This is a genomic window from Psychrobacter sp. Rd 27.2 (genome assembly GCF_001921755.1).
In the GTDB taxonomy this organism is placed as follows: Bacteria; Pseudomonadota; Gammaproteobacteria; order Pseudomonadales; family Moraxellaceae; genus Psychrobacter; species Psychrobacter celer.
In genome coordinates, this window is record NZ_MRYB01000010.1 from 107,675 (window position 1) to 119,251 (window position 11,577).

Below are 11,577 nucleotides of genomic sequence, written 5' to 3' on the forward strand. Positions count from 1 at the left end.
ATGCGCCTAACTCAGCTAAGTGAGGCTTTTATACGTAGCGCTGCCTATGAGCGGCGGTTTTTGCACAAAAACCCATGGGATTTGACCATGGTGGTATGGATTCCCTTGCTCACCGTCTTGCTGATTTGGTGGATATTTTCGCAGACTCAGATTACCAACCTGCCTATTGGAGTCATTGATCAAGACAATGGCCCAGTGGCCAATACCGCCGTGCGCTATCTTGATGCCAGCCCAACGCTGAGCGTTAGACAGATGTATTATTCAGCCGCAGAGGCAGAAGCGGCTATTTTGCAGCGTGATATCTACGCTGTTGTCATCATCCCTGAAGACTTCTCGCGCAATATCTTATCGAGCAAATCCGCACCGCTTATTTTACAAGTCAATGCCCAGTATGGCACACACTCAGGTATTATTCAGACTGGTGTGCAGGCGGTCGCAGGTACTCTGTCGGCAGGTGTTGAGATTCAGCGTTTGATCAAACAAGGCATGGCACCATCACAAGCGGCAATCGCCTATTCGCCAATCAGCATACAACGCATCAGTCTGTTTAATGCCGCCACCGACTATCAGCAGTTTTTGGCCTCTACCGTGATACCAGCGCTATTACACATACTGGCCATGGTCATCGGTGCCACGACCATCGGCCGTGAGCTACGAGATAGGCAGCTTGGCCGTTGGTATGGTTTTATCGCCTCTGCTCAGGATTATGACAATATTAGTGATAGTGTTAGTGCCAATATTAGTGCCAATGTGAATAATAATGTAGCTGATAACACTGTGCAAAAGATAGCCGCGCTCAGTCAACCTGCAGCTAAGCTGCCAAATAGTACCGCTAAGGACAACACCAATCAAAAACCTGTATCTACGCTGCCGAGCGTGCACATGGGTGTTTTGCTTTTTGGGTTGTTGGGCAAGTACTTTTGGCCGATGCTGGCTTATGGTCTCTGGTCTATCTTGGCGCTGTGGCTGGCCACGCCGCAGGAGTCCGTAGCGAGCAGCGCTGTTTTTGCCACTTATCTTGGCCTGCTGCTTTTGATGATGCTATCGTTTTGGCTGGGCGCTATTTTTACTTTAGGTTCTTTTTCATTACGTATGGGTTTGTCTGCCACTGGTTTTATCTCCGCGCCTTCGTATGCCTTTGCTGGCGTGACCTTTCCTTATATTGCCATCAGTGACAGTGCCAAACATTGGTCAGATGCTCTGCCACTTACCCATTATCTTAAGCTACATATCGCGCAGATGCAGATGCAAGCGCCTGTCGCCATTTCCCTGCCGATACTCTATGGCCTTGCCATCGCCACTGTCGTCGCTATGATGCTGACTACCCTACTCACCAAACGCGCACTGGCACATCCTGAGCGCTGGGGAGCACGCTAATGCCGCCATTATCAACAGATCATAACGCTAAAGGCACCCAGCCGCAGCCGCCAGCGCAAGGCTTTTTTGCAAGCTTTTTTCAGACCCTAACAGACGTCTTTACGGACAAAGGCATTGTATTGATGCTGATTATTGCCCCCATTATCTATGGCTTTTTTTATCCGTGGCCATACTCATCGGAGGTCGTCAATCATGTGCCAGTCGGCATCATTGATAAAGACAACAGCGATTTATCAAGCACCATCGTTCGTTATGCCAGCGCCAGCCCGCAGCTCGACACCAGACGGTTTTTAGACGAACAAAGCGCTAAGGAAGCCATTTGGGCAGATGAAATTGCAGGCTATATGGTGATCCCAAGTGGGCTTGAGCAAAACGTGCTGTCGGGTAAAGCAGCTAGTGTCAGCGTTCTTGGTAATGGCGGTTATTTTTTGCTCAACAAAAACGTGCAGATGGGGTTTTTAAAAGCGGTTAGTACGGTCTCCGCTGGTGTCAAAATTAAAAAGAGTGTCGCGCAAGGTGCCTATGCCCCGACAGCTGCCCAAAACGCACAGGCCGTACCGCTACAAATTGTCCCGCTATACAACCAGACAGAAGGCTATGGCGCTTATGTGGTGCCCGCCGTTTCTATTATCATCTTGCAGCAAACACTACTTATGGCCACTGCCATGCTCATTGGTACTTGGTATGAGCAGCGGCGGCATCAGACCAGCATCAACGGCTGGCTTGGACGTATCACAGCGCTTAGTGGACTGAGCTTTTTGATCGGCTGCTTTTATTATGGCTGGGCGTTTGAGCTACATCACTACCCACGCGGGCAAAATATGCTCGGCAGCCTGCTATTTCTTTTACTGTTTTGTCCGGCGGTGGCGACACTTGGCTGCCTACTTGGGCTTTGGTTTCGTCAGCGTGAACGTAGCATGCAGATTTTGATTTTTAGCTCATTGCCGATGTTTTTTGTCAGCGGCTACCCATGGCCTGCCGACCAGTTGCCTACTTTCTTACAAATAGTGCGCTGGTTTATTCCGACCACGCCCGCCATCAATACCTCAGTCCAGCTAAACCAAATGGGTGCGAGTATCTCTCAGGTCGCGACTGGGTTTTATGCGCTAGCGGCCTTATGGGCGCTGTATTTTGCGCTACTCATGTGGCTTCGCTGGTACAATGCGCCAAAGCGTACGCAAGTCTCTTAGCGGCTCGGCTCGTTTAAAAGCTTTCTAGTCTAAAAGACAGCTCATCTAAAAATGCCATAAAAAAAGCGCCTGCTAATCATAAGCAGGCGCTTTTTTATTTGGCTGAACGTCGCGCGTCATTTTTAAAAAACGCGGTTTAGTCCATTTAATGCAGCCACGCGATACGCTTCAGCCATCGTTGGATAGTTGAAGGTGGTATTTACAAAGTACTCAAGGGTGTTGTTGCTCTTGCACTTCATCACCGCCTGACCGATATGGATAATCTCTGAGGCGTGATTGCCGTAGCAATGAATACCCAAAATCTCCAGCGTGTCACGGTGGAATAATATCTTTAATACACCAGAGCGCTCGCCGATGATCTGTGCCCGCGCCAGATGTTTAAAGAATGCTTGACCTACTTCATAAGGGACTTTTTCGTCCGTCAGCTCTTGCTCTGTCTTACCGATACAAGAGATTTCAGGAATGGTATAGATACCAGTCGGTACACTTGATACAGGCTCTGCATCACTGTCACCGACCATAAAGGCCGCCGCACAGCGCCCTTGGTCATAAGCGGCCGACGCCAGAGACGGCCAGCCGATCACATCGCCGGCTGCATAGATATTGTCGATTTCGGTACAGTAAGTATCATCAACTTTTAGCTGGCCTCGGCTATTGGCTTCAAGACCGATGGCCTCTAGGTTTAGGCCTTCTGTGTTGCCTGAGCGGCCGTTGGACCACAAGATCGCGTCCGACTTGATGCGTTTGCCACTCTTTAGGTGCAAGACCACATAATCGTCATGCGTTTCTAAATAGTCAATCTCTTCATTACTACGGATCAGAACGCCAAACTGCCTAAAGTCATGAGCAATCGCATCGCTAATTTCACTATCTAAATAGCTCAGTAGCTGGTTTTGGTTATTGATTAAGTCAACTTTGTAGCCAAGGCCGGTAAAGATAGAAGCATACTCACAGCCGATAACCCCTGCGCCATAGATGATGATTTTTTTGACAACATAGTCCATCTGCAAGATTTTGTCAGAGTCAAACACCCGTGGATGGTCAAAGTCGAGAATATCTGGGCGATAAGGGCGGCTGCCAACGGTGATGATGGCTTTATTAAAAGTTACAGTCTCAAAGATATTGTCATCGGTTTCGACGCGCAGAGTATGGGCATCGACGAAGCTTGCCCAACCATGAATCACGTCGATACGGTTGCGCTCATAAAAACGCGTGTGGGTATTAACTTGCCGGCGAATCACTTGACGCGCTTTGGCCAGCACTTCATTGAGCGGGACTTGCTTGTATTCCATCGCTTTGGTAAACATAGGATCACGGCGAAAGTTGATCAAGTTAAACACCGATTGACGCAGCGCTTTACTCGGTATGGTGCCGACGTGCGTTGAGTTACCACCGACCTGCTCACGCGGATCAATCACCGCCACCTTTTTGCCCGCTTTGGTCAGCTTCATGGCCGCCGCTTCACCAGCAGGACCCGCCCCTAAGACTACTACATCATACTCATACTGATGCTTATCGCCCTTTAGACGACGCGAGTCTTTGGTAAAACCAGTTTGGATATCGATACGAGTATCATCGAGCGGATTGACCAAGTCAGGATGATGCATGATGTCTTCGGTGACTTGCTCGTGGGTTTGCTCGATTTTCTCTTTTTTATCTTTACCTTTGGTGTGTTCAGGGTTTGGTATAGGCGCGCTTTGTTTGTTAGATACTTCGGTATGGGTATCTTCACCAACATCGTTGGTCGCATCGCTTGGTTTTTTACTTCCCATTATGTCCTCTTTATATTCTTTATATATTAATGTATGTATCGTATCGCCCATGAAGCAGCGTCATGGATCTTCTCATTATCATAGCTCTAATCATAGCTCTAAGGGGTGCCTACCATACGTTGAGATAGGATATTTTGCAACGTCCAATGACCTGTCAGACGTTGTTGCCCCTCGTCAATCTGTGGCCGTACACTGATGACGTATTCGGTGCCAAGGCTTGGCGCAAAGTCATTAATCCAGTCATAAGGAATCTGAAACACACTGCCATCTTTGCTAGATTTGGCCAGCAAGCATTGCATCGGTAGCGCTGAGGCGCAGGCCACACGATTGGGCATAATGGTGAGCGTTTGAGCATCACCGAGCACAATACTCGGAATATAACGCGGCTCAGGCACAGGCTCACGAGCAAATGGCGACGTCTGGCAGGCACTCAATAGCGTCGCGGCGCTAATGACGCTTGCCAATAATAAAGGCGTTTTTTTGGCTTGATAAAGTGAACGCATAATCTTCTCTATATAAAATGACCGTTTGATAAAGATAGTGTGATAAATCTGGAGGTATAAAATGTGAGCGCTCAGCATTCTAACCGATGCGGCGTTTTAGCCCCGTCATCTGCAAGATACGCGTGGCAATCTCTTCTACCGACATCTCAGAGACATCGAGGCTTGGGATACCATGAGTGATATAAATACCTTGTATGGCGCGCTGCTCTTGCTGACACTGCTGATAGCTCGAATAACGGCTGCCCGCGCGGCGCTCTTGGCGAATCTTGACCAAGCGATCGGTATCAATTAGTAAACCAAACAGCTTGTCTTTGTGTTCGCGCAGGGCTTTTGGTAATTGATTGTCATACAGATCATCTTCGGTCAATGGATAATTGGCGGCGCGAATACCGAATTGTAACGCAAGATATAGTGACGTCGGTGTTTTGCCCGAGCGTGATACCCCCACCAGGATAATATCGGCAGCATTATAATGACGGGTGCGCGCCCCATCATCATTGTCTAATGCAAAGTGCACCGCGTCGATACGCTCTTTATACGTCTCGGAGTCGACATCATCATGAGCGTGGCCTGAATGACCGTCTGGCTCTACCCCAGTCTCTTCTGCGACGCGGCCGATTAGCCCCTCATACATATCCAAGTTACAGCTGTGCGCTGAGTTGATTGTTTCGCGAATCTCGGGGCTCACGATGGTATCAAACACCAATGGCAGCAGACCATCACGCTGATAAGCCATATTGATTTGCTCAACCGCATCCTCAGCACGCTCTAGGCTATCGACATAAGGCAACACTCTGGTCTCAAAAGGAACCGAGGCAAACTGACTTAAGATCGCGCGTCCCAGCGTCTCCGCCGTAATCGCCGTACCATCTGAGATAAAAAACGCGGTTCTGATGGCCTGAGAGCTGTCCAAGTTTAGCGCGTGGCGGTTTTGAATGGTAGGCTTGACTTGTTCAGCTGGATTGCTTGAGTACATGCGTGGATACCTCGGTTGAAAACTCATCGATTGAAAACTCAATAGGAGTCTTCATCTAGTTTTTGTCTATTATATGGCGTTATCTGATATGTTGTCTGATATATAGCATCTGGGTCTTTATTATACATACCGTGCACGGCTGAGCGCCCTGTTTTTCTGCTGTATATTATACGCATAATAAAAGTCTAATAGAAATCAATGTTACAGGCGTACACTTATCACCAACATCCATGCCGGCACAAAGGCTGTGCGCTGCAACGGCGATCAAATAGCCGCGCCACACCTCTCAAAAACCAGCCATGTTATGTGGTTTTTGAGGCGACAGGCTTTATAAAACATCCATCGATGGTTTTAGTGGTTATCATTGCTGGTGATTTTGGTAAAATCAGTCGAAACGGTGAGCATTTGAAGATATCAATAAACGGATTGTTTGCTTAGATTTTTTGGATACAGATCGACCTTTATAAGAGCTGCCTTTATAGCGTCATCATAAATTATGTAGCAAATCCGACAATTTGTATCTTTTTCACAAGTTTTTTAGGTCAACCCCTCGAAATTCTACAAATATAGCGGTATAATTCACCGTTATAATCTTTACTAAATAACCTTATTTTCTGGAGTTATCATGGCAGCGCAATCTACAGCACTTGTAATCAATCTAGATCAGTTAGGAAAAGACGACATCGATATGGTCGGTGGCAAAAACGCCTCACTCGGCGAGATGATCAGCCACCTATCTGATTTAGGCGTTAGTGTTCCAGGCGGTTTTGCGACGACTTCCAATGCGTTCAATCGTTTTTTGACCGAAACAGGCTTGCTCGATAAGATCAACAACGAGCTAAAAGCTTTAGACGTCAACGATGTCAACAAACTTGCTGCCACTGGTAAAAAAATCCGTACTTGGATCATTGAGCAAGCGCTGCCAAGCGACCTTGAGCAAGAAGTACGCAAGTCATTTGAAGCCATGAGCGGCGGCGAAGACATCGCGGTTGCGGTACGCTCTTCTGCGACTGCCGAAGATTTGCCAGATGCGTCATTTGCTGGTCAACAAGAGACTTTCTTGAACATTCGCGGTATTGATAACGTCTTAATCGCTATTAAAGAAGTATTTGCCTCTTTGTATAACGACCGTGCAATCTCTTATCGCGTGCACAAAGGTTTTGAGCACGAAGGTGTTGCATTGTCTGCTGCTGTACAGCGTATGGTACGTTCAGAAACGGGTGCCGCGGGCGTGATGTTTACCCTTGATACCGAAAGTGGCTTTGATCAAGTGGTCTTTATCACCTCAAGCTACGGCCTAGGTGAAATGGTCGTACAGGGCGCGGTGAACCCAGACGAATTCTACATCTCTAAAAAATTACTTGCCAATGGTAAGCCTGCAGTTATTCGCCGTAACCTCGGTAGCAAGCATAAGAAAATGGTGTATGGCGATGAAGGCAGCACGTCAAAATCAGTGAAGACCGTTGATGTTGAAAAACAAGATCGCATGCAGTTCTCACTCACCACAGAAGAGCTAACCTCACTTGCCAAGCAAGCGGTCACCATCGAGCAGCATTATGGCCAAGCGATGGATATCGAGTGGGCAAAAGACGGTGACAGCGGTGAAATCTTTATCGTACAGGCGCGCCCTGAGACCGTCAAAAGCCGCCAAGACAGCAATGTCATGGAGCGTTATGTCATCGATACCACTGATGCCAAAGTATTGTGCGAAGGTCGTTCAATCGGTCAGCGTATCGGCTCAGGCAAAGTACGCATCGTCACCAACCTAAACGAGATGGACAAAGTAGAAGAAGGTGACGTATTGGTATCAGACATGACGGATCCAGATTGGGAACCGGTCATGAAACGCGCCTCTGCGATCATCACCAACCGCGGTGGCCGTACCTGTCACGCGGCTATCATTGCTCGTGAGCTAGGTGTACCAGCGATTGTTGGTTGTGGTAACGCCACTGAGCTATTGGTCGACGGTCAAGACGTCACCGCCTCTTGTGCCGAAGGCGATACAGGCTTTATCTACGAAGGTCAGATCGACTTTGAAGTACAAACCAACTCTGTCGAGACCATGCCAGAGTTAGCATTTAAAGTAATGATGAACGTCGGCAATCCAGACCGTGCCTTCTCATTTACCCAAATGCCAAACGAAGGTATCGGCCTTGCCCGTCTTGAGTTTATTATCAACCGTATGATTGGTGTGCATCCAAAAGCGCTACTAAACATGAATAGCTTGCCACGCGAAATCTCACAAGCCATCCATGAACGTATCGCAGGCTATGCCTCACCTGTCGATTTTTATGTTGATAAATTGGTCGAAGGTATCTCAACCCTAGCAGTTGCCTTTATGGACCAGCCTGTCATCGTTCGTATGTCTGACTTTAAATCAAACGAATATGCCAACCTATTGGGTGGTAAGCTATACGAGCCATCAGAAGAAAACCCAATGCTAGGCTTCCGCGGTGCCAGCCGTTATGTGTCTGACAACTTCCGCGACTGCTTTGAGCTTGAGTGTAAAGCACTAAAACGTGTCCGCGACGAGATGGGCTTGACCAACGTTGAGATCATGATTCCATTTGTACGTACCGTTGGCGAAGCCAAAGAAGTCATCGAGCTACTCGCGAAAAATGGCTTAAAACGCGGTGAAAACGGCCTACGCGTCATCATGATGTGTGAGCTACCGACCAACGCTCTATTGGCAGAAGAATTCCTTGAGCATTTCGATGGTTTCTCAATCGGCTCTAATGACTTGACTCAGCTAACGCTCGGTCTTGACCGTGACTCAGGTATCGTCTCACATTTATTTGATGAGCGTGATCCTGCGGTTAAAAAGCTATTGTCTATGGCGATTGAGGCTTGCCGCAAAGCCGACAAATACATCGGTATTTGTGGTCAGGGTCCATCAGATCATCCAGATCTTGCGTTCTGGCTCATGGAACAAGGCATCAGCTCTGTGTCACTAAACCCTGACTCAGTGCTAGACACTTGGTTCTTCTTAGCTGGTGAAGACAAAAAATAAGCCGTTACATTAAGTCACGACGGTGATTGATACAGTCATTACAAGTACTACTTTTAGGGTCTATTTGATTTTTTCAAATAGACCCTAATATAATGTGAGACAAGTAGTGGCTTAAAAACAGTGACTTAATATTTGACTAACTATGCAGGCAATTATGCAAATTTTTCTTGCTCGAAATAACGTACAAGCTGGTCCATACAATTTGGAGCAGCTCAATATCATGTTGGCATCTGGCGAAGTGGTGCTAGATGACCTGATGTGGCATGAAGGCTTGGAGCAATGGCAACGTGTCGGCACCTTAACCAACAACCAAACGGTCTATACACCCGCTCCGGTTAATGGCGCTGAGGTCAATGACTCTATCATTAACAACGTCACTATCTTTCCAGAAGACAATGCCTCAGGTAATCAAACCGAAAAGCCTGTGTCTTTAGATAGACTGTACGGCAAACCTGAGCGTAAAGATACGGCGAATAATACCAAGGTCGACATGACGACCAATCGTCACCACACCCCGCATCATAACGTCTCATTAAACAAAACCCAGCTGAATAAAGCTGCCACCAACCAAGACAAAGTCGTTGGCGACGTCGTACTAGCGCCAATTATGTCACGGGTCTTAGCGACTGCCATCAATGGACTGCTATATCTGCTGGCGATCTTTCCGCTGGTGATGGCACTGACCAAAATGGATGTCGACTATAGTAAGTTTCAAAACATTCAAGACATGGACGCCGCGTACCAGTACTCTATGACACTGATGGAGAGCCTACCTAGTAGCACATTGATGATGTCGCAAATCATGGTGTTTGGCCTATTTGCATTGCAACTGGTATTTATCGCATTACGCGGGCAGTCACTGGGTAAGCTAATCACTGGTATTCGTGTGGTCGATCAAACCACCCATCGCCTGCCCTCATTTACCAAGCTCATCGGTATGCGTACGTTACTGCTGTTTATTATTTATAATTTGCTGTTTTCGTTTACCAGCTTTTTAGGATTTGTTGTTGTCGCCGTTCATTATTATATGGCCTCCAAAAGCCCTGAAAACATCGGTTGGCATGACAAACTGGCTAAGACGTTGGTGGTCAAAGCCGACAGCAGTCAGCTGACAAAAGAGCCAACCCTGAAGTAATCCACCGATAAATAACAAGCTCGATCTCTAAATTCATCCTTAAATACATCTTTACATACTGAAAAAGCAGCGTATGATCGTTGCTTTTTTAGTACTATAAGCAGCGCATGAGTGATTAACCTTTGTATTAGCCACTCACTACTGTTATAATACGGCGCTTTATAAACTAAGCTTATCTCCAAGATTTTATAAGAACTATTTTTATAAATAGGGTGTTATAAAACTGGGCGTTGGGTTTACCTTATAAATCTCCTTGCTATTGACATAGGGTCAATAGCTACTAATCCGTAAGGAGTCATAATGCGACATTACGAACTGGTGTTACTTGTACACCCAGACCAAAGCGACCAAGTGGTCGGCATGGTTGAACGCTATATCAAGTTGGTTCAAGACAACGGTGGTGCTATCCATCGCCTTGAAGATTGGGGCCGCCGTCAATTGGCTTATCCAATCAACAAGATTCACAAAGCTCACTACGTTCTTTTCAACATCGAAACTGACGGTGATACTTTAGCTGAACTTGAAGAATTATTCCGCTATAACGACGCGATCATTCGTAGTCTAGTTATGCGCCGTGACGAAGCTGTCACTGAAGAGTCGCAGTTAGCCAAGAATGCCGATGAAAAACGCGCACGCAAAGCAACGACTCGTCGTCCAGACAATCGTGAAAACGACGACAACGACAACAGTGAAGACTAATTAAAGGAGAATACTCATGGCACGTTTCTATCGCCGTCGCAAATTCTGCCGTTTCACTGCTGAAGGCATCACTCACATCGACTATAAAGATGTTGAATTGCTAAAACAGTACATCAGTGATAATGGTAAAATCGTACCAAGCCGTATTACCGGTACGTCTACTAAGTATCAGCGTCAACTAGCCACTGCTATCAAGCAAGCTCGTTACCTTTCACTACTTCCGTATACTGACAACCATCAGTAATTTAACCGTTAACTAGGAATGACTCATGCAAATTATTTTGTTACAGCGTATCGTCAACCTTGGTAAACTCGGTGAAACTGTCGATGTAAAACCAGGTTACGGTCGTAACTTTCTTATCCCTCAGGGCAAAGCGCTACCTGCGACCAAAGCTAACATTGAAAAGTTCGAAGCACGTCGTGCTGAGCTTGAAGCTGAAGAAGCAAAAGAAATCGCTACTGCTCAAGAGCGTGCTGACGCATTAACTGACGTTAATGTCATCATGCGTGCTAAATCAGGTGACGAAGGCAAGCTATTTGGCTCTATCGGTACTCGCGATATCGCTGAAGCATTGACTAACTCAGGTCTAGAAGTAGACCGTGCTGAAATCAAGCTACCTGAAGGCACTCTACGTCAAGTGGGCGAATACAATGTTGATATTCAGCTACACCATGACGTGACTGCTAGCATCTTGGTCACTATCTTGTCTGAAGATGGCGACAATGAAGACGCAGCTGACGATGTAGAAGACGACAACGAAGATTACTCAGAAGAGTAAGCCTTTGTAGCACTCTAAAAAAGCCAGTGACATCATGTTGCTGGCTTTTTTTATTGCTGTGTCCCGTCCTAAAATAAGTTTACGAAAAAGGGACTTATTTATGGACAAGTTAGCAATAGCAAAGGTTAAGCGCACT

At 46.8% G+C, this 11,577-nt stretch carries 10 protein-coding genes; 7 read left to right on the forward strand and 3 right to left on the reverse strand.

Annotation, left to right across the window (positions count from 1 at the left end; all coding sequences use genetic code 11):
- Nucleotides 1-1,377: an ABC transporter permease gene (locus BTV99_RS09570; RefSeq protein ID WP_075102147.1), complete on the forward strand. Its 1,377-nt coding sequence runs from the start codon at nt 1-3 to the stop codon at nt 1,375-1,377.
- Entirely contained in the window at nt 1,377-2,567 is a 1,191-nt protein-coding gene (locus BTV99_RS09575) for an ABC transporter permease (RefSeq protein ID WP_075102148.1), read from the forward strand. Before BTV99_RS09570 ends, BTV99_RS09575 begins: the two co-directional genes overlap by 1 nt.
- 122 nt (nt 2,568-2,689) lie before the next feature.
- Here BTV99_RS09575 and sthA read toward each other — a convergent pair whose 3' ends face one another.
- The 3 genes from sthA to BTV99_RS09590 form a co-directional block, all read right to left on the reverse strand.
- Complete coding sequence (sthA, locus tag BTV99_RS09580) at nt 2,690-4,339, reverse strand: Si-specific NAD(P)(+) transhydrogenase (protein WP_075102149.1); 1,650 nt, start codon at nt 4,337-4,339, stop codon at nt 2,690-2,692.
- Between the two features lie 98 nt (nt 4,340-4,437).
- A complete protein-coding gene (locus tag BTV99_RS09585; RefSeq protein ID WP_075102150.1) occupies nt 4,438-4,842 on the reverse strand; it encodes a DUF4377 domain-containing protein in 405 nt (134 codons plus the stop codon).
- 79 nt (nt 4,843-4,921) lie between these two features.
- Nucleotides 4,922-5,818 carry a pyruvate, water dikinase regulatory protein gene (locus tag BTV99_RS09590; protein WP_075102151.1) on the reverse strand — a complete coding sequence of 299 codons (897 nt, stop codon included), beginning with the start codon at nt 5,816-5,818 and terminating at the stop codon, nt 4,922-4,924.
- A gap of 625 nt (nt 5,819-6,443) precedes the next feature.
- Here BTV99_RS09590 and ppsA point away from each other — a divergent pair.
- The 5 genes from ppsA to rplI all read left to right on the forward strand — a co-directional run bounded on the left by ppsA (nt 6,444) and on the right by rplI (nt 11,441).
- A complete protein-coding gene (gene ppsA, locus BTV99_RS09595) occupies nt 6,444-8,828 on the forward strand; it encodes a phosphoenolpyruvate synthase (protein WP_075102152.1) in 2,385 nt (794 codons plus the stop codon).
- Between the two features lie 154 nt (nt 8,829-8,982).
- Nucleotides 8,983-9,963 (forward strand): RDD family protein, encoded by a 981-nt coding sequence (locus BTV99_RS09600; RefSeq protein WP_241900687.1) that lies wholly within the window; start codon nt 8,983-8,985, stop codon nt 9,961-9,963.
- A 300-nt stretch (nt 9,964-10,263) separates the two neighbouring features.
- Nucleotides 10,264-10,662: a 30S ribosomal protein S6 gene (rpsF, locus tag BTV99_RS09605; protein WP_075102154.1), complete on the forward strand. Its 399-nt coding sequence runs from the start codon at nt 10,264-10,266 to the stop codon at nt 10,660-10,662.
- 16 nt (nt 10,663-10,678) lie between these two features.
- Nucleotides 10,679-10,906, forward strand: coding sequence for a 30S ribosomal protein S18 (gene rpsR, locus BTV99_RS09610; protein ID WP_058368567.1), 228 nt, complete (start codon nt 10,679-10,681; stop codon nt 10,904-10,906).
- Between the two features lie 25 nt (nt 10,907-10,931).
- On the forward strand, nt 10,932-11,441 hold the full coding sequence (gene rplI / locus BTV99_RS09615) for a 50S ribosomal protein L9 (RefSeq protein ID WP_075102155.1): 510 nt from the start codon (nt 10,932-10,934) through the stop codon (nt 11,439-11,441).
- Nucleotides 11,442-11,577 lie beyond the last annotated feature (136 nt).

Coding starts and splice junctions, on each gene's coding strand:
- BTV99_RS09570 (WP_075102147.1), top strand. CDS start 1: ATGCGCCTAACTCAGCTAAGTGAGGCTTTTATACGTAGCGCTGCCTAT.
- BTV99_RS09575 (WP_075102148.1), top strand. CDS start 1,377: ATGCCGCCATTATCAACAGATCATAACGCTAAAGGCACCCAGCCGCAG.
- sthA (WP_075102149.1), bottom strand. CDS start 4,339: ATGGGAAGTAAAAAACCAAGCGATGCGACCAACGATGTTGGTGAAGAT.
- BTV99_RS09585 (WP_075102150.1), bottom strand. CDS start 4,842: ATGCGTTCACTTTATCAAGCCAAAAAAACGCCTTTATTATTGGCAAGC.
- BTV99_RS09590 (WP_075102151.1), bottom strand. CDS start 5,818: ATGTACTCAAGCAATCCAGCTGAACAAGTCAAGCCTACCATTCAAAAC.
- ppsA (WP_075102152.1), top strand. CDS start 6,444: ATGGCAGCGCAATCTACAGCACTTGTAATCAATCTAGATCAGTTAGGA.
- BTV99_RS09600 (WP_241900687.1), top strand. CDS start 8,983: ATGCAAATTTTTCTTGCTCGAAATAACGTACAAGCTGGTCCATACAAT.
- rpsF (WP_075102154.1), top strand. CDS start 10,264: ATGCGACATTACGAACTGGTGTTACTTGTACACCCAGACCAAAGCGAC.
- rpsR (WP_058368567.1), top strand. CDS start 10,679: ATGGCACGTTTCTATCGCCGTCGCAAATTCTGCCGTTTCACTGCTGAA.
- rplI (WP_075102155.1), top strand. CDS start 10,932: ATGCAAATTATTTTGTTACAGCGTATCGTCAACCTTGGTAAACTCGGT.